Source organism: Pseudomonas sp. B21-031 (genome assembly GCF_024748985.1).
GTDB lineage: Bacteria > Pseudomonadota > Gammaproteobacteria > Pseudomonadales > Pseudomonadaceae > Aquipseudomonas > Aquipseudomonas kermanshahensis.
The window spans coordinates 4,570,384-4,591,753 of the sequence record NZ_CP087181.1; the positions used below are offsets into that span (position 1 = coordinate 4,570,384).

Consider the following 21,370-nt stretch of genomic DNA (forward strand, 5'->3'; position numbering starts at 1 on the left):
TTTGCTAATTTCGTCCCCGTGCCCCTCTCTCACTTCAAGGACACGGAAGAATGAAATCAGCACAGCACAAAGGATCGGTCACGGTCCTGATCCACCCCACCGCCTGCAGCAGCCTTGCAAAGATTCAGGCATTCCAGCGCAGCACCGGCTTGCAGTTGGTCGTCACCCAGGATGGTAAGGCCCACGCAGTAGCGGCCACCGGAGGTGCAGCATGAGCGAGTTCCAGATACCTCTCCGCCAGATCATGCTGCTGCAGAGCACCCTGGACAAAGGCGGCTCAGCGACCTGCAAACTGCAGCGCCCGGAAGTGTCGCTTGACGCTCAGCTTGAGATCGAGAACGACACTACTCACCACCGCATCAAGGTGACCCTTGGGCCGCTCCTCAGCAGCCTGAGCCTTCCTCGCGCACTTTCGACCAAGTGCCAATCATTGCGGGACTTTCTGCAGGATCTGGCCAATGGCCGAGCTGACTCTGGCGCTCAGTCGGAAGAAGCACTCGCACTCTTGGAGGCGCAGGTCAGTGTGGAAGAAGTACTCCTAACCGGCCAAACCGCCTATGTCATCGCCACCGTCAACCGCGAACTGCCCCTTGGCGCCGTAGTGACCAACGAGCAAGGGGATGTTTGTGTCGCCGTCACGGGTGCCTGCAAAGCACACCTCGCTGCAGCAGTGCGCGGAAAGCTTCAGCCCGGCCCCGAAGGCCTCGGGAAATGCGCATGAGCACGCTGGAACAACTGCGCAGTGAGTTCGCCACCCCTTGCCCGACGCTGTCCGCCGTGAGGGAGCGCTATTTCGCTCACATCGGTACAGACCGACGACTCAGGGAGCTCATCAACAAGGGCCAGATCGATCTGCAACTGAGCAAGTTACACAACTCGGCGAAGGCCCAGCACGTGGTTTACCTGCAGAACCTGGCCGCATATCTGGATCGCCAGGCAGAGCGCACTACTCAATCCGCTTGAAGCAGGCGGCCCCGGCCAACAGGGGCACCCTGCCCGCCACCGACTCTCACCCCGCAAGGTGGCGGGCCACGAAGGAGCACAGCACATGCAACCTCATCAGTACGCACTCGCCGCTGGCGTCGGCTGGATGGTCACCCTGATCATCCTTCCTTTCCTGATCGCTAAGGCACGCCGACTTGCTTATGCCCGAGGGTTCGAGGCCGGCAAAACCTTCCACGACCAGACCTTGAGCCTTCAGCTCAAGGAAGCCAAACAGGCCTTGGACGATCAACGCGCAGAGCTGCTGCGCACTCAGCAAACCGGCAATGTGCAGCTTGCCGCGCGCGAAGCCAGCATTGCTGCGCTCAAGGCAAGTATCAGCGAACTTGAAGCACGAATCATGTCGTACACCGGCCTCCCTGTGACCAAGGCTGACTACGAGAAGCTGATCAACGCTTCGTCCACGATGCGCCTCGCCCAGCGCACATTCCAGGCATTGAAGTCCCAACCCGAGGCAGATCGAGCAGCCGCCCAGGCCGATTCCATCGACGAGCTGGCAAAGCGCATGCACGCCCAGCTCCGCAGCACCCCTGACGGCACCTCAACTGGGGAGGCTGCAGCATGAAGACCCCAGCTCCCCGTAGCTGCCTCGTCCACGGCCCCTCTGGCTGCGGCAAGAGCACCTACGCCCAGGCCATCGCCAAAGCACTCGGTTTGCACGACGTGCTTGATAACTGGACGCCGGGTAAGCCCGCTCCGCTGCTCAATACACTCGTCCTGAGCAGCGAGTCTGACCCCATCTGGCACTTCAAAGGCCGAGCAATGACCTTCGAACAGGCAATGCAGATCGCCCGCCAGCAGGGGACAGTCGTATGACCGCCGCCCAGCAGATCGTCATCGCGGGAGCGCAACAGCAAGCCCTTCCCTTTCAGCGCGAACTTTACGTGGACCTGTTCGCCGGCGCCGGCGGTGCCAGCAGCGGCGGAGCACGCGCATATCGCGACCCGGACATCGCAATCAACCACAACCCAATCGCGATCGCGGTGCACCGTGCAAACCACCGCAAGACCAGGCACTACATCTGCGACATCTACGAAGTTGACCCGCTGGAAGCAACCGGCGGCCAACCCGTGGGCATTCTGTGGGCCTCGCCGGATTGCCGCCATTTCTCCAAAGCGAAAGGCGGAGCACCACGCAGCAAAAGCGTACGCTCGCTTCCATGGGTGGTCGTTCGCTGGGTATTTGCTACTCGTCCGCGCTTGTTCCTGATGGAGAACGTGGAAGAGTTCCAGGCGTGGGGACCACTGGACGATGCGGGCAAGCCGATCAAAGAACATACCGGCCGCACCTTCCGGGCATTCGTGTCCTGCCTCACCACCGGCTTGCCGGCGGACCATCCCGATATGCACGAAATCATGGAGTGCATCGGTCAATGGGTACCGATGGATGCATTGGTCCGCGGCCTTGGGTGCGACGTGCAGTGGCGTGAACGCCGAGCTTCCAACGCCGGGTCTCCGACCATCCGCAAACGTCTGTTCCTTATCGGTCGCACCGACGGCCGCCCCATCGTGTGGACGAAACCCAAGCGTCACGAAAAGCCAAAGGCAGGACAACTGCCATGGCGCACCGCCGCCGAGTGCATCGACTTCAAAGACCTCGGAAAAAGCCTATTCGATCGAAAGCGCCCACTGGTGGAGAACACCTGCCGCCGCGTGGCCAAGGGCTTTTGGCGGCATACCGTGATGGCCGAGCAGCCATTCGTGATCCCAATGAACGATCACCAGCTGGCCGCCGCAAGCCTCACCGAGTTTGCTAACGCAAGCACCCAAAGGACGTTCAGTGCGGTCGAGCCTCTACGCACCCAGGTAGCGCAGGTGAAAGGCGGCCACTTCGCGCTGGCAGCTGCACACCTCACGCACCTGACGCACCTGACGCACCTGACGCACCTGACGCACCTGACGCACCACGGCGATCGATCGGGATATCCCGTATCCGAGTCAACACGCACCAAAACCGCAGCCAACCGGGGCGAGCAGGCCATGGCCACCGCCACGATGGTTACCCTGCGCAAAGGAAGCACTGGCACGAGCATGACCAAACCGGTCAACGCGCTAACTACAGGCAGCGGGCATCATGCGATTGCCGCATGCCACTTTGAGCAGGCAAACGGCGGGTTCTATACCGGCGACGGTCGAGCAGCACGCGCACCACTGAGCACCATCCTCGGGCGCGGCACCAACCAGAGATTGGCCAGCGCCTACCTGGTTAAGTACTACGGCACCGGTGGCCAGTGGCAAGGCATGCGCGAGCCAATGCACACGCTGCCCACAAAGGAACGCATGGCCCTGGTCAGCATCGTCCAAGTGCCTGCAGCAGTACTGCCGCCGGATCTGATGAAGAAAGCACGCCAATGCGCCCGCTTCCTGCACAAGTACCTACCCGAGCACTTCCCAGAGCCGGCCGACCTGGTACTGCTGGGCGACTATGTGCTGGTCGACTTCACCTTGCGCATGTTGAAAGCGCCAGAACTGAAGCTCGCACAGGGATTTAGTCCTGACTACATCCTCGATCGCGGGCTGTTCGAGAACCAGCGCACCGGCGAGCTGGAGTGGCGCGCCATCAGCAACACCAACCAGATCCGATTGATTGGCAACAGCGTCTGCCCCGACGAGGCGGAAGACCTGATCGCCGCCAACGCCAAAGATCTAATCGATCTGTACCAACGGGAGGCCGCATGAGCACGCACCGCCATGATTGGTACATGAGCGAGGCCGACGACGGCGGCCTGTATCACTGCAGGAAATGCAGGCGCACCCATGATGGCTCTGTCCCAGAAGCTCACGGCTGCCCAGTGTCAAACGCCGAGCATCACGCCGCCGCTTGGCTCGGCCAGGCCGGGCTGTACCGTACCCGGTTTGACGCCGTGCGCAACTTCGAGCAGTCCGTCACGCCGGTATCCGCCGACGAACTGTTCGAGCTGGCCAGCAAACAGGTTCTCAGCCAGCTCAACGAGGGCCGCCAACGTGGATAAATCAACACGCACCTGGCAACTGATCAGCCTCACGCTCGCCGTGGCGCTGATCGCTGCACTGGCTCAGCTGGAGCACATCAGCACTACCAGCCGGCCCGCTTCAGGCACGCTAACGACCGTAAACAGCGCCACAAACCTTGAGCACCTAGCCTTGAGCCCAAACGCTCGCCGAGTCCATGAGAGGTATTCGCTGTGACCACTACACGCATGGAAATCCTACAACTCAAGTGGGCGGCCGAATGGGCCGCTGCTAAGCCGTCGAATGAAACCACGTCCGTCGTGTACAGGATAATGGTACCGCCCACCGATGTGCTGGAGCTTATCGCGGAGATCGAGTGCCACCGCCAGGTAAATGCCGAGGGCTGCAAGCCCGACAGCAACACCCTGCTCTCCGGTGCCCACTGCGCCAGTGTCACGCCATGCCGGTGCCTAGACAAAGCGGAGGGCTACAAGCCCGACCTCATTAATACTCCCCCCGACCTCAACGCTGCCAGCGCATGGCTGGAGGCAGCCCGACGCAACCTGAACTCAGCCGTTGAGCAGACCTACCCGATCGGCAGCAAGCTGATGGTTGACCGGGGCACACATCACGCGCGCGTCGAAGTGGTCAGCCACCCGAACGCAGCCCACCCAGGGACGATTTCAGTCCAGAACATCAAAACCGGGAAACGCTACCGGATCGACTACAGCCGCGTATTGGAGCAGCGCCATGACTGATGCGAGAAGAACGCGGCCGCGCATCGCCTCCCATAGCCTCGACCTTCCGGCAATGTGCGACATCTGCGGCAAAGCACGCTCAACCCGAAACCATGCCCGCTGCAGCCAAATCCGGCAACAGCAGAAAAGCTTGGAATGGGAATCCTATATGGCCAATGTGGCCGCAAAGAAACTCCAGCAGGTCAAGCGCCTGCGCCCAATTCGGTAAGTTGGAGAATACATTTATGGCCAAGCCACAGATTAAGCCAATCCATGAAGCTGCTAACCCAAGCGAAACGGTGCAACTTCTGATTACACCGTCTACCTGGATACGAAAGGAACTACTCTTCCCGATTTTCGGACTCAGCACCGAAGCCGTTCGCAAGTATCGCGATCGTGGAATCTGGCTGGAGGAGAAACAATGGCGGACTGATCCAGCCAATGTCATTGTTTACAACCGTGTTGAAATCGAAAACTGGATGGCCGGCCGTCCATGAGTGCGAAGCTTCCAACAGGTGTCGACGCCTTGCCGAAAGGCGTCGACATCAATGGCAACCTTCTGCGGATCGCCTTCATGTTTGAAGGCGAACGCCGCCGGGAACCACTGCGAAACGTTGCCAAGATCAACAAGGCCGCCATCGCCTATGCGGACAACAAACGCAGGACGATACTTGCTGAGATCAAGGAAAACCGATTCGACTATGCGGCACACTTCCCCGACTCCGCTTGGCTCAAGGCCCGTCAAGAACTTCCGAATGAGCCAGCTAAAAGGACTGTCGACGAAGGGATAGCCCAGTGGCTTGAAGTTGCCAAGGTCAAGAAGGCTAATAGCACTTACATTAACTATAAAAGTAAGTCAGAGCACGTTAGGAAAAAGTTTACCGGCAGAACGATCGCCAGCATTCCCAAGAGCGAGCTTGAGTTATTCCAAGCTGAACTGCTCACCAATGGCCTCAAGCCGAAAACCGTTAATGACATCTTCACAATTATAAGGGGGGTGTGGGGGGATGCGTTCAGCGATGAGATTATCAGGCTCAACCCCCTGGAACGCATCGAGAACATCCAGTCCGACAGCGACAGCGAATTCGCCGACCCATTCACCAGGAGCGAGATCGAGCGGATAGCCGCCGCCGACCCTGAGCGTATGACAGACAGCCGGATGATCGTCTTCAACTGTTGGGCCGGGCTGTCTCTGTCCGAGTTGATCGCGGCAGGCGTAGAGGACGTTGACCTGGTGGCTGGCACCCTGACAATTCGCCGCGCCCTGGTCGCTGGGGAATTCAAGGTACCGAAGGAGCGCTCGCGCATTCGTACGGTGGAGCTGATCGCGCCGGCCTTGGAGCTGCTGGCCATGATCGTGGCCGAAGCCAGGGATGCCGAACCCACGCACATCAGCGTTGTGCAGAGAGACAACATCACGAAGAAGCATGAGCGTGTCCGCTTCCTGTTCCGCAGTTCCACAAGCGGGCTGCTGTGGAACGGCAAGACCGTCAGCAACTGGTTCACCGCCCATCTTGAGAAAGCAGGCATTCGACATCGAGGCGCTAACCAGGCACGCCACACGTTCGCGAGCCAAGCGCTATCGAGCTACGTCCCGATTGAATGGGTAGCCCGCCAACTCGGCCACAGCGACACGACCATGGTGCGCAAGCACTATGGCCGCTGGATCTCGAAGGACACCAAAAGCATGGCGGACATCGTCTCCAAGATGATGGGCTTTGCAGCGGACTGATACGACCTAACGCGGCCTGCTAGGCTGCAAATTTGCCCTAAATCTGCCCTAACTGATAACCCTGAAACGACGAAGCCCCCGAAAACATCAACGTTTTCGGGGGCTTCGGCTACTTCGCGTATGGCGGAGAGATAGGGATTTGAACCCTAGGTACTGTTGCCAGTACAACGGATTTCGAATCCGTCCCGTTCGACCACTCCGGCATCTCTCCAATGGCGCGCATCATACCAGCGAATTTCTGAAACGCAAACCTTTATTTCAAAAAAATTCGCGTGGTATCAGGCGCTTGCGTGAACGGGCCGCTTACAGCGGCACGCCCAGGCGCTTGGCAACTTCTTCGTAGGCTTCGATGACGTCGCCCAGGCCCTGACGGAAGCGGTCCTTGTCCATCTTCTTGCGGGTTTCTTTGTCCCACAGGCGGCAGCCGTCTGGGCTGAATTCGTCGCCCAGGACGATCTGGCCGTGGAAGACGCCGAACTCCAGCTTGAAGTCGACCAGCAGCAGGCCGGCGTCATCGAACAGCTTGTTCAGCACTTCGTTGACTTTCAGCGACAGCTTTTTCATTTCGACCAGCTGCTCGGCGGTGCCCCAGCCGAACGCGACAACGTGGGATTCGTTGATGAAGGGGTCGCCCTTCTCGTCGTTCTTCAGGAACAGTTCGAAGGTGGACGGCTCCAGCTTGATGCCCTCCTCCACGCCCAGGCGCTTGACCAAGCTGCCCGCGGCGTAGTTACGCACGACGCACTCGACTGGGATCATGTCGAGCTTCTTCACCAGGCACTCGTTGTCGCCCAGCAGCTTGTCGAACTGAGTCGGCACGCCGGCTTCTTCGAGCTTTTGCATGATGAAGGCGTTGAACTTGTTGTTCACCATGCCTTTGCGGTCGAGCTGTTCGATACGCTTGCCGTCGAACGCCGAGGTGTCGTTGCGGAACAGCAGGATCAAGCGGTCGGCGTCGTCGGTCTTGTAAACCGATTTGGCCTTGCCGCGGTAAAGTTCTTCGCGTTTTTCCATGATGGGCTCCGCTTGCTTGAGTAGTTGGGCTAGGCGATTTCGCGCCAGTCGAGCCCGTGTTCCTGATTCGCCACCTGAAGCCAGTCCGGGTCGCACCCGAGGGTGTCGACGAAGCACTGGCGGGCCAGTTGTGGCAGGTTGTTCTTGCTGCTGAGGTGGGCCAGCACCAGGTGTTGCAGGTTGCTCCAGCCCAACTCGTCCACCAGGCGCGCAGCCTGGTGATTGTTCAAATGCCCTTGCGCGCCACCCACCCGCAGCTTCAAGAAGGCCGGGTAGTGCCCGCGCGCCAGCAGGTCACGGCAGTGGTTAGCCTCGATCAACAAGGCATCCAGGCCTTGGTAGCGCTCCAGCAACAACGCATCGTACGAGCCCAGGTCGGTGAGCATGCCGAAACGCCGCCGGCCGTCGCTGAACACATACTGCAACGGCTCGTAGGCGTCGTGTTCGACACGCGCCGCCGTAACCTCCAGGCCACCGATGCGCAGGCTGTCGCCACACGCGAGAAAACCGGCCACCTCCACCGGCTTGCGCAGGCCGCGCAAGGTCCCTTGGCTGAGGTAGACCGGTACATTGTAGCGCCGCGACAGCAACCCCACCCCATGCACGTGGTCGGCATGTTCGTGGGTGACCAACACGGCGCTCAGCTGTGCTGCGCTGACCCCGAGCAGCGCCAGGCGCCGCTCGGTTTCACGCAGGGAAAACCCGCAATCGACCAGGATGAGCGTGTCACCACTGGCAATCAGCGTGCCGTTTCCCTGGCTGCCGCTTCCGAGTACCGCGAAGCGCACTTAACCCAGGTGGTCCTGAATGGCGCTCAGCACGCGGCGGGCGACATCGGCCGGAGCCACGGTGTTGATGTTTTTCTCGACCGTTACCTGCACGCTTTCACCGACCTTGCTCAGGCGCACCTGGTAGCGTTCGGCACGGGCTTCACGCTCTTCCTTGGACGGCGCACTGCCGAACAGGCGGCTGAAGAAGCCCGGCTCGTTCTGCTTGTCGTCAGGCTTTTCGGACAGGTTGATGTAGTACAGGCCCAAGCTGCGGTTGATGTCTTCGACACGCCACTCGCCACCTTGCTCCAAGGCGCGGCCTACGCTGGACCAGGCGCGATCCAGGTCGGCGCCCAGGTACAGCACCGGGTTGCCGCTGCCGTCTTCGCTCAGGCTGACGCGGCTCGGGGCATCGAAATCGCGTGCGGCCAGCAGCGAGACCGACCCGCCCTTCTCGGCGCTGCGGTTCATGCTGGCAAGCATTTCGTCGACCAGCAGGGCATCGGCGCCAGTGTTGCTGGACGAGGACGGGAAACCAGGCTCGGCGGTGCTGCCGGCCGGGCGCTCGACGCTGACGATGTACACCTCGGAGGTGTTGCGTTGCACGCCGGGCTCCATGCGTACACGCACGCGCACTTCGCTGTCTGCACTGCTGGCGGTGCTCGCCAGGCGCTGACCGAGTGACGCGGAGAGTTCATCGAAACGCTGCCAAGTGGTGTTGAATTCGCCAGTCTGTGGGCGCTCTTCAGCAATGCGGAAGCCATTGTCTTCAAAGAACTGACGGGCTGCCGGCCAGACTTCGGCGGGCGAGCGCTGGGCCAGGACCCAACGGCTGTTGCCGCTGCGCTGCAGGCTGAAATCGCTGACTTCGGCACCCGCAGTCAGGGGCTGCGGGCGCGGTACTTCGAACTCGCCGGTGGCACGGTCATCAGCAACGTTACGCGGAATAGGCAACAGCGGGTCGAGGCGCTTGACGTTGCTGGCGTCCGGCGGCAGTTGCATCGGCGCGGTCGGGTGCGCCTGCAGGTAATCGCTGCCGCGGTCGCGGAAATAACCCTCGTCGCCCCACAGCCAGCCGCAACCGCTGGTGCTGGAAATGATCAGGGCAAGGGCGGAAAGACCAGCCAGTCGCTTCATGCGGTGTACTTCCTCGATTAAACCAGTACGCCGGACTGGCGCAAGGCAGTACGGACTTTTTCGTGACAGCCTTCGCTCAGCCAGGTCAGCGGCAGGCGAATGCCCTTGTGCATCAGGCCCATTTCAACGAGCGCCCACTTCACCGGAATCGGGTTGGCTTCGCAGAACAGGTCTTTGTGCAGCGGCATGAGTTTTTCGTTGATCGCGCGGGCCTTCTCGGCATTGCCCTCAAGGGCGGCCTCGCACAGATCGGCCATTTCGCGCGGGGCGACGTTGGCGGTCACGGAGATGTTGCCCTTGCCGCCCAGCAGGATCAGCTCGACAGCGGTCGGGTCGTCGCCGGACATGACGATGAAGTCCTTGCTGACGCCATCGAGGATGGCTTTGGCGCGGGCCAGGTCGCCGGTGGCCTCTTTGATGCCGATGATGTTCGGCACGGTCGACAGGCGGATCACGGTCTCGGCCTGCATGTCGCACGAAGTGCGGCCGGGCACGTTGTAGAGGATCTGCGGGATGTCGACGGCTTCAGCGATGTGCTTGAAGTGCTGGTACAAGCCTTCCTGGGTCGGCTTGTTGTAGTACGGCACGACCAGCAGGCAGGCATCGGCGCCAGCGTTCTTGGCGTTCTGGGTCAGGTGCACGGCTTCCGACGTGGAGTTGGCGCCGGTGCCCGCGATGACCGGAATGCGGCCATTGACACGTTTGACAACAAATTCGATGACCTCGATGTGTTCTTCAACAGTCAGGGTGGCCGACTCGCCGGTGGTGCCGACGGCGACGATCGCATGAGTGCCGTTTTCCAGGTGGAAGTCTACAAGTTTGCCGAGGCTGTCCCAGTCAAGACGCCCTTGTGCATCCATGGGAGTGACCAATGCCACCATACTGCCCGCAATCATGTAACTGCTCCTGCCGGAAAAAGAGAGCGGTAATGGTACTGGGGGCATCGGCCTTGCACAAGCGAAGCAGGCGGGCGGAGCATTCCCCTCGGCGGCTTATTTCGCTACCCTTGGCCCTTTGATCGGTGCAGCGCGGCCCGCCGGGCCGTCGACCTTGCTCCCCGCCGGCGTCCACGACCTCGCATGCGAGCCCCGGGCCCTGCCGACTGGAGGCTTTTGCCTGTCCTGCACCGACCGCTCATCGCTTTAGGAATGCTGCATGTCCACCCCCACCGTCCGCGAACAATTCCTTGTCATCAGTGCCCTGGGCCCAAACCCCATGGAACTGGCCAACGTCCTCAGCCGCGCTGCCTTCGAAAACCGCTGCGCGGTCGTCACTTCGCGCCTGAGCCGCCATGGCGAGACCAGCGCCCTGGTGCTGCAGGTCGGTGGCAGCTGGGACGCCCTGGCGCGTCTTGAAGCTTCCCTGCCGGGCCTGGGCAAAAAGCACGGCCTGACCCTTGATGTGGTGCGCAGCGCCGACCAGGAGGTGCGCCCGCAGGCGCTGCCTTATGTGGCCTATGTCAGTGCGGCCTACCGCCCGGACATCATCAATGAGCTGTGCCAGTTCTTCCTCGACCACCGCGTCGAGCTCGAAGCCATGACCTGCGACACCTACCTGGCGCCACAAACCGGCAGCAGCATGCTCAACGCCCAGTTCACCGTGATCCTGCCCGCCGGCACCCAGATCAGCTGGCTGCGTGACCAGTTCCTGGACTTTGCCGATGCCTTGAACCTGGATGCGCTGATCGAGCCTTGGCGCCCACAGAACCCCGTGTAAGGAAGCCCCTATGGCCGTAGCACTCGACCAACCCGTTGCCGATTTCCAGGCCCAGGCCACCAGCGGCCAAACGGTCAGCCTTGCCGAGCTCAAGGGCCGCCAGGTGGTGGTGTACTTCTACCCGAAGGACAGCACCCCGGGCTGCACCACCGAAGGCCAGGGTTTCCGCGATCAGCATGACGCCTTTGCCGCAGCCAACACCGTGGTGTTCGGCGTGTCGCGCGATGGCATCAAGTCGCATGAGAACTTCAAGGCCAAGCAAGGCTTCCCGTTCGAGCTGATCAGCGACAAGGACGAGGCCCTGTGCCAGCTGTTCGACGTGATCAAGCTGAAGAAGCTGTATGGCAAGGAATACATGGGCGTGGACCGCAGCACCTTCCTGATCGACAAGGACGGTGTGCTGCGCCAGGAATGGCGTGGGGTGAAGGTACCGGGGCATGTGGAGGCCGTTTTGGCGGCGGCCCAGGCTTTGAACAAGGCTTGAGATTGGTTGGGGCCGCTTCGCGCCCCATTCGCAGCACAAGGCTGCTCCTACAACGGCAACCTTGTGCTGCGAATGGGCCGCAAAGCGGCCCCAATGTCATTCAGAGCAGTGGCGAAACACTCGGTTCCTGCCGCGGCCAGGCATCCAGCACAGCCTTGAACAGCGTCGCCAGCGGGATCGCGAAGAATATCCCCCAAAAGCCCCACAGCCCACCAAACAACAACACCGCGCAGATGATCGCCACCGGGTGCAGGCTGACCGCCTCGGAAAACAGCAGCGGCACCAGCACGTTGCCATCCAGTGCCTGGATGATCGCGTACACCGTCATCAGGTAGATGAACTGGTCCCCCCAGCCCCACTGGAACAAAGCAATCAGCGTCACCGGCACCGTCACCACCACCGCGCCCACATAAGGCACCACCACCGACAAGCCCACCAGCAGCGCCAGCAGTGCGGCATAGTTGAGCCCCAGGCTGATAAAGGCGATGTAGGTGGCAATCCCGCAGATCAGGATCTCGATACCCTTGCCACGGATGTAGTTGGCAATCTGCCGGTTCATCTCGCTGCCCACCCGGTTCAACAATGTGCGCTGGCGTGGCAGGTAACCACTGACCCAGCGGGCGATCATTTCCCGGTCCTTGAGGAAGAAGAACACCAGGATCGGCACCAGCACCAGGTAGATCATGGCGTTGACCAGCAGCGGCAGGCTCGACAGCGAGAACGTCAGCGCCCATTGGCCGAACTTGCCGATTTCACCGCGCACCGACTCGATAGCTCGCAGCACCTGCTCATCCGACACCAGGTGCGGGTAGCGCTCAGGCAGCAGCAGCAACAGCGACTGCCACTTGCCGAGCATGCCGGGCAACTCGTTGAACAGGGTGATCAGCTGATGCCAGAGCAACGGCACCAGCACCAGCAGGATGACCGCCAGCGCCCCCATGAACAACGCGAACACCACCGCCACCGCCAGCCGAGTAGGCACGCGCAGGCGCTCCAGGGCGTTGACCAGGCCTTGCATCAGGAACGCCAGGACCATCCCCGCCAACACCGGCGCGAGCATGCCGCCCAAGGTCAGTACTGCGGTAAAGGCCAGAAACAGCAGGACCGCCAGCACCACTGCTTCTTCATCGGAGAAGTAGCGCTGCATCCAGTCGCGAAGCACTTTGAACATTGACGATCCTTGGTTAAGACTCAGGCCTTGCGCAGCCAGTAGGTGTAGGTACCGGCCTCGGCCGTTTCGTGCAGCAGCGTATGACCGGCCAGCTTGGCAAAAGTGCGGAAGTCACGCTGCGAGCCGGCATCGGTGGCAATCACCTTGAGCACCGCGCCACTGGCCAGGCGGTTGAGTTCCATCTTCGCCTTCAGCAGTGGCAGGGGGCAGTTCAGCCCGCTGGCGTCGAGTTCGGCGTCGCAGGTCAGGGTGTCACTCATCAGGGGTTCTCCACACGCGGGTAGACGTCTTTGGTAACAGGCCCGCTAGGATACCGCCACTGGTCGCCAACGTGTGAGCGGGCTACAGTAGAGGCCTTTGACCCGACGCGAGCTTCGTGCATGAATCTACTGCGCCCTACCCTGTTGACGCTGGCCTGCCTGATGGCCCTTCCCGGCCATGCTGACGACCTGCCATCACTGGGTGATGCCAGCTCTGCGATCGTCTCGCCGCAGCAGGAACACCAGCTCGGCCGCGCCTGGCTCAGCCTGTTGCGTGGCCAGGTCAACCAGCTGAACGACCCGCAGCTCAAGGACTACGTCGAAACCAGCGTGTACCGCCTGGCAGAAACCAGCCAGCTGCAGGACCGACGCCTGGAATTCATCCTGATCGACAGCCGCGAGCTCAACGCATTCGCCGCCCCTGGGGGCATCGTCGGGGTCAACGGTGGCCTGTTCCTCAATGCTCAGACCGAGGGCGAATACGCCTCGGTACTGGCGCACGAACTGGCGCACTTGTCGCAGCGCCACTTTGCCCGTGGCGTCGAAGCCCAGCAACGCATGCAACTGCCGATGATGGCCGCACTGCTGGCCGGCATCGTGCTGGCAGCGGGGGGCGCTGGCGACGCTGGCATCGGCATGATTGCCGGCACCCAGGCGGCGGCGATCCAAGAGCAGCGGCGCTTTTCGCGGCAAAACGAGCAGGAAGCCGACCGCGTCGGTATCCAGAACCTGGAAAAGGCTGGCTACGACCCGCGCAACATGCCGAGCATGTTCGAGCGCCTGGCGCGTCAGTACCGCTACGATGCCAAGCCGCCAGAATTTCTGCTGACTCACCCGGTTACAGAGTCGCGCGTTGCCGACACCCGCAACCGCGCCGAGCAGGCGCCCAAGGGCGGCATCGAAGACACCCAGCGCTACCAGTTGATCCGCGCCCGCGTGGCCCTCACCTACGAAGGCACCCCAGGCCTTGCCGCCAAGCGCTTCCGCGCACAGCTGGATGAAGACCCTAAACTGGACGCCGCACGCTACGGCTTGGCCCTGGCGCAGATCAAGGGTGGCCAGCTCAACGAAGCCCGCGAACTGCTCAAGCCATTGCTGGCCAAAGCGCCCAACGACATTACCTATAACCTCGCGCAGATCGACCTGGACATCACCAACAACCGCCTCGCTGACGCCCAGCAGCGTGCCGAGCGCATGCAGGGGCTGTACCCGGGCAACTACCCGCTGAAACAGGTGCGGGCCGACCTGCTGGTGAAGCAGAACAAGCCAGCTGAAGCGGAAAAAGTACTGAACGACCTGCTCAAGAGCCGGCCGGACGATCCGGATGTGTGGTATGACGTTGCCGAAGTGCGGGGGTTGTCGGGTAATACCATCGGCTTGCACCGGGCGCGCGCCGAGTACTTCACCTTGGTCGGTGACTTCGACCAGGCTATCCAGCAGCTGGATTACGCCAAGCGTCGTGCGGGGAGCAACTTCCCGCTGGCGTCACAGATCGATCAGCGCCAGCGCGAGGTCATGGAGCAGCAGCGGATGGTCAGGGAGATGATGGGGCGCTGAGTTTTTCGGGAGCGCTTTGCGCTCCATTCGCAGCACAAGGCTGCTCCTACAGTAGATCGCGTTCCCCTGTAGGAGCAGCCTTGTGCTACGAATGGGCCGCAGAGCGGCCCCAGCATTTTCAGGCGTTACCCGAAAGCTTCAAGCGCGCCGCCTGGGTGAAATCCAGCATGCGGTTAAGCGGCTTGATCGCCTTGGGCACCAACGCCGGATCAACGAAAATCTCGTTGCTGCCCGTGCGCAAGCATTCCAACACCCGCTCCAGCGTGTTCATCGCCATCCATGGGCAGTGCGCGCAGCTGCGGCATGCGGCGCCGTTACCGGCAGTCGGGGCCTCGACGAATTCCTTGTCCGGGCACAGCTGCTGCATCTTGTAGAAGATGCCGCGGTCGGTCGCGACGATGAAGGTCTTGTTCGGCAGGGTCTGCGCGGCTTTGATCAACTGGCTGGTGGAGCCAACCGCGTCAGCCAGGTCGATCACCGATTCCGGCGATTCGGGGTGGACCAAAATCGCGGCATCCGGGTAAAGCGCCTTCATGTCGGCCAACTGACGCGACTTGAATTCTTCGTGGACGATGCACGCACCGTCCCACAGCAGCATGTCGGCACCGGTCTGCTTCTGGATGTAACGGCCCAAGTGCTGGTCCGGGCCCCAGATGATGGTCTCGCCGTTGTCCATCAGGCTTTCGACGATCTCCAGTGCACAGCTCGAGGTCACCACCCAATCGGCACGGGCCTTCACAGCCGCCGAGGTATTGGCATACACCACCACGGTGCGTTCCGGGTGCTGGTCGCAGAAGGCCGAAAACGCTTCGACCGGGCAACCCAGGTCGAGGGAGCAGGTGGCCTCCAGGGTGGGCATCAGCACGCGTTTTTCGGGGGTGAGAATTTTTGCCGTCTCACCCATGAAGCGCACGCCGGCGACGATCACGGTTTCGGCGGGGTGGTTCTTGCCGAAGCGGGCCATTTCCAGCGAGTCGGATACGCAGCCGCCGGTTTCTTCGGCCAGCGCCTGGATCACCGGGTCGCAGTAATAATGGGCGACCAGCACGGCGTTCTGGGCCTTGAGCTCGGCAGCGATGGCCGCACGGTATTCGGCCTCCTGCTCGGCTGTCAGCGGGTTGAGCTGTTTGGCGTCGAGGTGGGCCTGAACCAACAGGCGTTCGGAAATCTGGGTCATGATCGCTGGACCTGCAAGCGCGTGCGCGCATCAAATCGAGTGTATCACCCGGCCCTGGCAGATCGGCTAAGGGCGCCGGACGGCGCGCAGGCCATCACGGCCCTCTGCGGGCGCGGATTATTATCGGACGCCGAAGGCTACAGACAATCGAGGGAATTCAAAAGGGGTTTTTATGCAGCCTGCCCCGGCGAACGGGCCGGGGCAGGCTTAGCGAATCAACCTTGCGGCTGCAAGGCGGCAAGACGCATGGACATCAGCATGGCGAACTCTTCTACGGTCATCTTCTGGCCATTGAAGTCGACCATGCCATCGGCATAGTGCAGGCGGGTCACCACGTCGTTGCCCTGCACCGTGGCCATGCCGCTCTGCAGCGCCATCATGCCAACCATTTCACCTGCCTGGCTCGACTGCATGGCGATGGCCTGGGCATCGGTCTGCCCTTCCAAAAGAGCCTGCAAGGTTGCCAGGTCACCGATCATCGGCTTGGACAGCGACAGCGACGTCTTGACCTCGGTGATCAGTTGTTTGCTCAGCTGGTCGGGCGGCAGGTCGAAGGAGGCCGGGCTGGCGAAGTCAATTGCCAGGTTGAAGCGGCTCTCGCCGTTGGCGGTCTTGAACGACAGGTTTTCCACCGCGAGCTTGGGCTTGGAGGCCAGCAGTTGCTGCAGGTCAGCCTGGAACTTGGCCTTCTCGGCTTCGCCCATCTGGATCTGTGGCACCGCCTGGCCCGCTGCGGCCGCTGCCTCGAACTCCGGCAAGTGCGCCTGGTACCAGTGCGACAGCGCTTGCAGCGCCGGTGCATTGACCGACTTGATGCTCACGGCCATCTGCGCATTGCCGACAGCGCGGCCGTCCCAGGTGATATCCGCCAACGTGTAATCCGCGCGCCCACCGACGGTGTCCGGGCCGTCGAGGGCTTGCTGGGCTTTCTGCTCAAAGCCTTTGATCGACAGCACCTGCTGCTTGGGCCCCAAGGTCACTTTGGTTTCCGCCAGCGACAGGTCGACCTTGCCGACATAGATCGCATCGTGCTGGGTGGCGGCCAAGTCGCCGTCGACCTTCAAGCCCTTCAGCTCGAAGGTGGCAGGCGGCTGATCGTCGTGCACCCACTTCATTTCGAAGCGCTCGGCGCTGCCCTGGAATTTCGTCGCCTTGCCTTCGCGGTCGCCGCTAAGCTGCAACTGCATGCCCGAGAACGCGAGGCTGTTGCCGTCGGTTTCGTTGACCTTGAGCGGGGCCAGCAGGACCGTGCTGTCGACGTTGCCGCCGTAGCCCAGGCTGGTCTGCGCGCTGATCGGCGCCTGTTCGCCCGCTGCCGCGAACCAGGGGGCGGTGAAATCGTCCTTCTGCAGCGTGCTGTTGCTGACAGCCAGCACGGGCATCAGCTTCAGTGCCTTGACCCGCGACCACGGGAATGGACCATGCTCGATCTGGTCGGTCATGCCTACATCGAAACTGACCACTTCGTCGTCGCCCAGGTTGATGTCCTTGGCCTTGAGCCGGTACTGGGCGGTACTGCTGAAGAAGTGCCGATCCAGCGAGACCAGTTCGACGGTCAGGCTGCCACCGACGCCCACCAGGGCTTTTTTCAGTTCGGCGTTGCTGCGGTTGACGGAGTATTCCAGCTCCGCAGGCAGGCGCTCGCCGGTGTACCAGGCGCCAGCGGTGGTTGCGACGGCAATGGCGATAGCCAGGCCGGTAAGGATGCCTACTGATTTCTTCATGAATAGAACCGAATGCTGTCCATAAGGGCTTACACGTGGCCAAGGTGCCACGCAAGGCCTGAAGAATATCACCGCAGCCTCGGGCAGGTGGCGGCCGAAGCAGAGAAATCCCGGCTGTAGGATACGTCTGATAGGCCCATGGGAAAGATCCTTTTTGTTCAATTTTACGAACATCTAAATCGATCAAAACCGCAAAAAATCGCGCAAAAACTGAACAAAACCCCATTGAAATCGATAAATATTTCAGTTTTGCAACATCTTGTCATGTTTAACTTGACACCAACCTACCCATCGTTTTTTATTTTCACCACTTGCACCGCGCCCACCCCACAAAGAACAACCGGCGCCTCGCACGCGCCTCCCTCTGCTCCGAACAATAAAGGTGAACAACATGGAGCCCACCCGCTCGCCCTTGCCGCATGCGCAATTCACTGTGCCCGCCGTTCACGTCCAGCCGCAGGAGCCATGCCAGCATGCAGCCTGACCACAGCGCTTCCGGCGGCGACCAATTCCGCAAATCCCTGCGCCTTTGGCACGTGGTGATCATCGGCCTGGCCTACCTGACGCCGATGACCGTGTTCGACACGTTCGGCATTGTTTCCGGCATCACCGCCGGGCACGTGCCCAGCGCCTACATCCTGGCACTGGCCGGCATCCTGTTCACGGCGGTGAGCTACGGCACCCTGGTACGACGCTTCCCACAGTCAGGCTCGGCCTACACCTACACCCAGCGCGCCATCAACCCGCACGTGGGCTTCCTGGTGGGCTGGTCATCGCTGCTGGACTACCTGCTCCTGCCCATGGTCAATGCCTTGCTGGCCAAGCTCTACCTGTCGGCCATGTTCCCCGAAGTGCCCGCGTGGGTCTGGGTGGCCGGGTTCGTCAGCCTGATCAGTTTGATCAACATGCGCAGCATCAACCTGGTGGCGCACTTCAACCTGTTGTTCGTGGCGGTGCAGGTCGCGATCATCGCTGTGTTTATCTACCTCTGCGTGCGTGGCCTAGGCCACGGCGAAGGGCTGGGCACCACCTGGAGCCTGCTGCCGTTCGCCGACAATCAGACCCACCTCAGTGCCTTGGCCGCTGGCGCCACCATCCTGTGCTTCTCGTTCCTGGGCTTCGACGCAGTGACGTGCCTGTCGGAAGAAACCCGCGACCCAGGCAAGACCATCCCACGGGCCATCTTCCTGACCGCGCTGATCGGCGGGATGGTGTTCATCCTGGTGTCGTACTTCATCCAGGCCTACTTCCCGACCATGGCGCGCTTCCATGACCAAGAAGCCGCCCTGCCGGAGATCGCCCTGTACGTGGGTGGCAAGCTGTTCCAGTCGGTGTTCATCGCCTGCACCGTGATCAATACCATTGCTTCGGGCCTGGCCTCGCAGACCAGCGTCTCGCGCCTGCTGTACGTGATGGGCCGCGACAATGTAATCCCGGCCAGCATCTTTGCCCGCCTGCACTCGCGCTACAAGACGCCGGTGATGAACATCGCCGTGGTCGGGCTGATTTCGCTGTCGGCGATCTTCTTCGACCTGGTCACCGCCACGTCGATCATCAACTTCGGCGCCCTGGTCGCGTTCAGCTTCGTCAACCTGTCGGTGATCAACCACTGCTACCTGCGCGAAGGCAACCGCAAAGGCCTGGCCAACAAGCTGAAGTACCTGGTACTGCCGACCATCGGCTTCTGCATCATCGTTTCGCTGTGGCTGGACCTGAACGAGCATTCGTTGATGTTCGGAGGGCTTTGGGCGCTGCTCGGGGTGATTTACCTGGCCTGGCTGACCAAGGCCTTCAGGGTTGCGCCACCGAACTGCATCGCTGAATGACCCACGCTGCCGACAACGCCCGCGCCTGACCGCGGGCGTTGTCCTTGATCGAAAAGGAAAGCCCTCATGTCGCTGCGTCGCCTCTCCATCCAGTGGAAGATCACCCTGCTTGCCGGCTTGTGCCTGCTGGCCATCGTCGCACTGCTGGTCACCACCTCGCTGACCCAGGCCCGGCGCAGCGCGGCACTGGTCAGCCAGGCCAACTCGGAAATGCTCGACCACAGCGCGCGCCTACGCCTGCAGGCGCACGCCGAAACCCAGGCGCTGCGTATCCAGCGCTACTTCATGGACGCCTATCAGCACGGTAATGGCTTCCGACGCCTGGTACAGGTGCTGAAGGCCCGCGGCGGCAACGACTTGCGTGGCGAGCTGACCCGCGAGGCGCGCGCCAGCCTGGCCAGCAACCCGGATGTGATCGGCCTGTACCTGGTGTTCCAGCCGGACACGCTGGACCATCAAGACAGCCAGTTCGTCGCCCAGGAGGCCGTGGGCAGCAACGACAGCGGGCGCTTCTCGCTGTACTGGTCGCAGCCGCGCCCGGGCACCCTGGAGCAAGAAGCCATGCCTGAGGCGATGCTCGCCGACACCCGCATCAGCACCAGCGGCAGCCCGCAGAACCGCTGGCTGACCTGCCCGCAAGAGACAGCACGCACCTGCATGCTCGAGCCGTACCTCGACGAGGTCAACAGCCGCCAGGTGCTGATGACCAGCATTGCCCTGCCCCTGCTGGAAAACGGCAAGGTCGTCGGCGTGGTCGGCCTGGACATTGGCTTGGACAACCTGCAGCAGTTGAGCCTGAACGGCCGCCAGGAGCTGTTCGATGGCCAGGGCCAGGTCAGCATCGTCAGCCCGGCCGGCCTGCTGGCGGGCCACAGCCGCGACAGCAGCCAGCTCGGCAAGGCGCTGGACACGGCGGTACCGAACGGCTTGCTGCGCGTTGCTCACCCGTTCAGCCCCATCCCCGACGCAGCGCCCTGGCAAGTGTTGCTGGAGTTGCCTGAAAGCGTGCTGCAAGCACCGGCCATGGCGCTCAACCAACGCCTGGATGCGCACAACCAAACTGCCAACCTCACCAGCCTGCTGATCGGTCTCGGCGCCGCTGTGCTGGGCCTGGTGCTGGTCTGGCTGACCGCCCGCGGCGTGACGCGGCCGATTCTCGCCGTCGCCGCGCGCCTGAAAGACATCGCCAGCGGCGAAGGTGACCTGACGCGTCGCCTGGACTACGCCCGCGAGGACGAACTGGGACAACTGACCGGCTGGTTCAACCGCTTTCTCGACAAACTCCAGCCGGTGATCGCCCAGGTCAAAGGTTCGCTGCAGGAAGCCCGTGGCACTGCCGACCAGTCCGCCGCCATCGCCAGCCAGACCAGTAGCGGCATGCAGCAACAGCACCGGGAAATTGAGCAGGTCGCCACCGCTGCCAACGAAATGAGCGCCACCGCGCTGGATGTAGCCCACAACGCCTCCCAGGCCGCCCAGGCGGCCCGTGGCGCCGACCAGGCAAGCCGCGAAGGCCTACAACTGATTGCCAGCACCCGCCAGGCCATCGACCGCCTGGCAGCCGACATGAATACCGCGATGGACGAAGCGCGCACCCTTGAAAGCCGCAGCGATCAGATCGGCTCGGTGCTAGAGGTGATCCGTGCGATTGCCGAGCAGACCAACCTGCTGGCGCTCAATGCCGCCATCGAAGCGGCCCGCGCCGGCGAGGCTGGCCGTGGCTTCGCCGTGGTCGCCGATGAAGTGCGCAGCCTGGCCCAACGCACTCAGGTTTCGGTCGAGGAAATCCGCCAGGTCATCGAGGGCCTGCAGCAAGGCACCCAAGATGTGGTGGGCGCCATGCATGAGGGCCAGCGCCAAGCCCAGGCCAGCGCAACGCGTATGGAACAGGCGCTACCGGCCCTACAGCGTATCGGCGAGGCGGTGGCGGTGATCAGCGACATGAACCTGCAGATCGCCTCGGCGGCCGAGGAACAAAGTGCGGTGGCCGAGGAAGTGAACCGTAACGTGGCAGGTATTCGTGATGTGACAGAATCGCTGGCCGGCCAGGCCGATGAATCGGCGCGGATCAGCCAGGCGCTGAACCGGCTGGCCAATCAGCAGCAAGCTTTGATGGAGCAGTTTCGCGTTTAG

General features: G+C 62.0%; 23 protein-coding genes, 1 tRNA gene and 1 pseudogene. 16 read left to right on the forward strand and 9 right to left on the reverse strand.

The annotated features are described in order from the left end of the window. Positions 1–50 precede the first annotated feature (50 nt). The 10 genes from LOY53_RS20340 to LOY53_RS20390 all read left to right on the forward strand — a co-directional run bounded on the left by LOY53_RS20340 (position 51) and on the right by LOY53_RS20390 (position 6,401). Complete coding sequence (locus LOY53_RS20340; RefSeq protein ID WP_258703220.1) at positions 51–215, forward strand: hypothetical protein; 165 nt, start codon at positions 51–53, stop codon at positions 213–215. Beyond that, a complete protein-coding gene (locus tag LOY53_RS20345; protein ID WP_258703221.1) occupies positions 212–721 on the forward strand; it encodes a hypothetical protein in 510 nt (169 codons plus the stop codon). Before LOY53_RS20340 ends, LOY53_RS20345 begins: the two co-directional genes overlap by 4 nt. Then, entirely contained in the window at positions 718–963 is a 246-nt protein-coding gene (locus LOY53_RS20350) for a pyocin activator PrtN family protein (RefSeq protein WP_258703222.1), read from the forward strand. Before LOY53_RS20345 ends, LOY53_RS20350 begins: the two co-directional genes overlap by 4 nt. 127 nt (positions 964–1,090) lie before the next feature. Beyond that, complete coding sequence (locus tag LOY53_RS20355) at positions 1,091–1,567, forward strand: hypothetical protein (RefSeq protein ID WP_258703223.1); 477 nt, start codon at positions 1,091–1,093, stop codon at positions 1,565–1,567. Beyond that, positions 1,564–1,818 (forward strand): ATP-binding protein, encoded by a 255-nt coding sequence (locus LOY53_RS20360; RefSeq protein WP_258703224.1) that lies wholly within the window; start codon positions 1,564–1,566, stop codon positions 1,816–1,818. Before LOY53_RS20355 ends, LOY53_RS20360 begins: the two co-directional genes overlap by 4 nt. Further along, positions 1,815–3,680: a DNA cytosine methyltransferase gene (locus LOY53_RS20365; RefSeq protein ID WP_258703225.1), complete on the forward strand. Its 1,866-nt coding sequence runs from the start codon at positions 1,815–1,817 to the stop codon at positions 3,678–3,680. The genes LOY53_RS20360 and LOY53_RS20365 overlap by 4 nt, the downstream gene beginning before the upstream one ends. Continuing rightward, positions 3,677–3,973: a hypothetical protein gene (locus LOY53_RS20370; protein WP_258703226.1), complete on the forward strand. Its 297-nt coding sequence runs from the start codon at positions 3,677–3,679 to the stop codon at positions 3,971–3,973. The genes LOY53_RS20365 and LOY53_RS20370 overlap by 4 nt, the downstream gene beginning before the upstream one ends. A gap of 192 nt (positions 3,974–4,165) precedes the next feature. Beyond that, entirely contained in the window at positions 4,166–4,690 is a 525-nt protein-coding gene (locus LOY53_RS20375; RefSeq protein ID WP_258703227.1) for a hypothetical protein, read from the forward strand. A 224-nt stretch (positions 4,691–4,914) separates the two neighbouring features. Next, on the forward strand, positions 4,915–5,166 hold the full coding sequence (locus LOY53_RS20385) for an excisionase family protein (RefSeq protein ID WP_258703229.1): 252 nt from the start codon (positions 4,915–4,917) through the stop codon (positions 5,164–5,166). Next, positions 5,163–6,401, forward strand: a complete 1,239-nt coding sequence (locus tag LOY53_RS20390; RefSeq protein WP_258703230.1) for an Arm DNA-binding domain-containing protein — start codon at positions 5,163–5,165, stop codon at positions 6,399–6,401. The genes LOY53_RS20385 and LOY53_RS20390 overlap by 4 nt, the downstream gene beginning before the upstream one ends. 121 nt (positions 6,402–6,522) lie before the next feature. Here LOY53_RS20390 and LOY53_RS20395 read toward each other — a convergent pair. The 5 genes from LOY53_RS20395 to dapA all read right to left on the reverse strand — a co-directional run bounded on the left by LOY53_RS20395 (position 6,523) and on the right by dapA (position 10,218). After that, positions 6,523–6,612: transfer RNA gene (locus LOY53_RS20395), tRNA-Ser, on the reverse strand. A gap of 92 nt (positions 6,613–6,704) precedes the next feature. Then, positions 6,705–7,415, reverse strand: coding sequence for a phosphoribosylaminoimidazolesuccinocarboxamide synthase (gene purC / locus LOY53_RS20400; RefSeq protein WP_008097517.1), 711 nt, complete (start codon positions 7,413–7,415; stop codon positions 6,705–6,707). A gap of 29 nt (positions 7,416–7,444) precedes the next feature. Next, on the reverse strand, positions 7,445–8,203 hold the full coding sequence (locus tag LOY53_RS20405) for an MBL fold metallo-hydrolase (RefSeq protein WP_027594646.1): 759 nt from the start codon (positions 8,201–8,203) through the stop codon (positions 7,445–7,447). Further along, a complete protein-coding gene (gene bamC / locus LOY53_RS20410) occupies positions 8,204–9,322 on the reverse strand; it encodes an outer membrane protein assembly factor BamC (RefSeq protein WP_027594647.1) in 1,119 nt (372 codons plus the stop codon). It abuts the gene before it with no gap. Between the two features lie 17 nt (positions 9,323–9,339). Beyond that, positions 9,340–10,218, reverse strand: coding sequence for a 4-hydroxy-tetrahydrodipicolinate synthase (gene dapA / locus LOY53_RS20415; protein WP_099430204.1), 879 nt, complete (start codon positions 10,216–10,218; stop codon positions 9,340–9,342). A gap of 259 nt (positions 10,219–10,477) precedes the next feature. On the opposite strand from dapA, the gene LOY53_RS20420 reads away from it, so the two are divergent. After that, positions 10,478–11,038: a glycine cleavage system protein R gene (locus LOY53_RS20420; RefSeq protein ID WP_027594649.1), complete on the forward strand. Its 561-nt coding sequence runs from the start codon at positions 10,478–10,480 to the stop codon at positions 11,036–11,038. Positions 11,039–11,048: 10 nt separating this feature from the next. Continuing rightward, on the forward strand, positions 11,049–11,522 hold the full coding sequence (locus tag LOY53_RS20425; RefSeq protein WP_027594650.1) for a peroxiredoxin: 474 nt from the start codon (positions 11,049–11,051) through the stop codon (positions 11,520–11,522). A gap of 100 nt (positions 11,523–11,622) precedes the next feature. Here LOY53_RS20425 and LOY53_RS20430 read toward each other — a convergent pair whose 3' ends face one another. Then, entirely contained in the window at positions 11,623–12,693 is a 1,071-nt protein-coding gene (locus LOY53_RS20430; protein WP_027594651.1) for an AI-2E family transporter, read from the reverse strand. Positions 12,694–12,713: 20 nt separating this feature from the next. Then, positions 12,714–12,953 (reverse strand): sulfurtransferase TusA family protein, encoded by a 240-nt coding sequence (locus LOY53_RS20435; protein ID WP_027594652.1) that lies wholly within the window; start codon positions 12,951–12,953, stop codon positions 12,714–12,716. Between the two features lie 120 nt (positions 12,954–13,073). Between LOY53_RS20435 and LOY53_RS20440 the strand changes: the two genes are divergently transcribed. Beyond that, positions 13,074–14,510 carry a M48 family metalloprotease gene (locus tag LOY53_RS20440; RefSeq protein ID WP_027594653.1) on the forward strand — a complete coding sequence of 479 codons (1,437 nt, stop codon included), beginning with the start codon at positions 13,074–13,076 and terminating at the stop codon, positions 14,508–14,510. 118 nt (positions 14,511–14,628) lie between these two features. Here the strand turns inward: LOY53_RS20440 and nadA are convergent, their stop codons facing one another. Continuing rightward, complete coding sequence (nadA, locus tag LOY53_RS20445; RefSeq protein WP_085272423.1) at positions 14,629–15,687, reverse strand: quinolinate synthase NadA; 1,059 nt, start codon at positions 15,685–15,687, stop codon at positions 14,629–14,631. A 215-nt stretch (positions 15,688–15,902) separates the two neighbouring features. Next, positions 15,903–17,411, reverse strand: coding sequence for a YdgA family protein (locus LOY53_RS20450; protein ID WP_252825544.1), 1,509 nt, complete (start codon positions 17,409–17,411; stop codon positions 15,903–15,905). 473 nt (positions 17,412–17,884) lie between these two features. Between LOY53_RS20450 and LOY53_RS20455 the strand changes: the two genes are divergently transcribed. The 3 genes and pseudogenes from LOY53_RS20455 to LOY53_RS26940 all read left to right on the forward strand — a co-directional run bounded on the left by LOY53_RS20455 (position 17,885) and on the right by LOY53_RS26940 (position 21,370). After that, positions 17,885–19,237, forward strand: a complete 1,353-nt coding sequence (locus LOY53_RS20455) for an APC family permease (protein WP_186680979.1) — start codon at positions 17,885–17,887, stop codon at positions 19,235–19,237. Between the two features lie 285 nt (positions 19,238–19,522). Beyond that, a pseudogene (locus tag LOY53_RS26935) lies at positions 19,523–20,512 on the forward strand (HAMP domain-containing protein); the annotation flags it as partial. A 102-nt stretch (positions 20,513–20,614) separates the two neighbouring features. Beyond that, positions 20,615–21,370, forward strand: coding sequence for a methyl-accepting chemotaxis protein (locus LOY53_RS26940; protein WP_371097899.1), 756 nt, complete (start codon positions 20,615–20,617; stop codon positions 21,368–21,370).

What these genes read in the sequence shown, in the direction of transcription:
- LOY53_RS20455 (WP_186680979.1), top strand. Translation starts at nt 17,885, where the DNA reads ATGCAGCCTGACCACAGCGCTTCCGGCGGCGACCAATTCCGCAAATCC.
- LOY53_RS20345 (WP_258703221.1), top strand. Translation starts at nt 212, where the DNA reads ATGAGCGAGTTCCAGATACCTCTCCGCCAGATCATGCTGCTGCAGAGC.
- LOY53_RS20340 (WP_258703220.1), top strand. Translation starts at nt 51, where the DNA reads ATGAAATCAGCACAGCACAAAGGATCGGTCACGGTCCTGATCCACCCC.
- LOY53_RS20430 (WP_027594651.1), bottom strand. Translation starts at nt 12,693, where the DNA reads ATGTTCAAAGTGCTTCGCGACTGGATGCAGCGCTACTTCTCCGATGAA.
- LOY53_RS20365 (WP_258703225.1), top strand. Translation starts at nt 1,815, where the DNA reads ATGACCGCCGCCCAGCAGATCGTCATCGCGGGAGCGCAACAGCAAGCC.
- purC (WP_008097517.1), bottom strand. Translation starts at nt 7,415, where the DNA reads ATGGAAAAACGCGAAGAACTTTACCGCGGCAAGGCCAAATCGGTTTAC.
- LOY53_RS20440 (WP_027594653.1), top strand. Translation starts at nt 13,074, where the DNA reads ATGAATCTACTGCGCCCTACCCTGTTGACGCTGGCCTGCCTGATGGCC.
- LOY53_RS20350 (WP_258703222.1), top strand. Translation starts at nt 718, where the DNA reads ATGAGCACGCTGGAACAACTGCGCAGTGAGTTCGCCACCCCTTGCCCG.
- LOY53_RS20435 (WP_027594652.1), bottom strand. Translation starts at nt 12,953, where the DNA reads ATGAGTGACACCCTGACCTGCGACGCCGAACTCGACGCCAGCGGGCTG.
- LOY53_RS20450 (WP_252825544.1), bottom strand. Translation starts at nt 17,411, where the DNA reads ATGAAGAAATCAGTAGGCATCCTTACCGGCCTGGCTATCGCCATTGCC.
- LOY53_RS26940 (WP_371097899.1), top strand. Translation starts at nt 20,615, where the DNA reads ATGCAGCAACAGCACCGGGAAATTGAGCAGGTCGCCACCGCTGCCAAC.
- nadA (WP_085272423.1), bottom strand. Translation starts at nt 15,687, where the DNA reads ATGACCCAGATTTCCGAACGCCTGTTGGTTCAGGCCCACCTCGACGCC.
- LOY53_RS20420 (WP_027594649.1), top strand. Translation starts at nt 10,478, where the DNA reads ATGTCCACCCCCACCGTCCGCGAACAATTCCTTGTCATCAGTGCCCTG.
- LOY53_RS20370 (WP_258703226.1), top strand. Translation starts at nt 3,677, where the DNA reads ATGAGCACGCACCGCCATGATTGGTACATGAGCGAGGCCGACGACGGC.
- LOY53_RS20360 (WP_258703224.1), top strand. Translation starts at nt 1,564, where the DNA reads ATGAAGACCCCAGCTCCCCGTAGCTGCCTCGTCCACGGCCCCTCTGGC.
- LOY53_RS20385 (WP_258703229.1), top strand. Translation starts at nt 4,915, where the DNA reads ATGGCCAAGCCACAGATTAAGCCAATCCATGAAGCTGCTAACCCAAGC.
- LOY53_RS20425 (WP_027594650.1), top strand. Translation starts at nt 11,049, where the DNA reads ATGGCCGTAGCACTCGACCAACCCGTTGCCGATTTCCAGGCCCAGGCC.
- LOY53_RS20390 (WP_258703230.1), top strand. Translation starts at nt 5,163, where the DNA reads ATGAGTGCGAAGCTTCCAACAGGTGTCGACGCCTTGCCGAAAGGCGTC.
- LOY53_RS20355 (WP_258703223.1), top strand. Translation starts at nt 1,091, where the DNA reads ATGGTCACCCTGATCATCCTTCCTTTCCTGATCGCTAAGGCACGCCGA.
- bamC (WP_027594647.1), bottom strand. Translation starts at nt 9,322, where the DNA reads ATGAAGCGACTGGCTGGTCTTTCCGCCCTTGCCCTGATCATTTCCAGC.
- dapA (WP_099430204.1), bottom strand. Translation starts at nt 10,218, where the DNA reads ATGATTGCGGGCAGTATGGTGGCATTGGTCACTCCCATGGATGCACAA.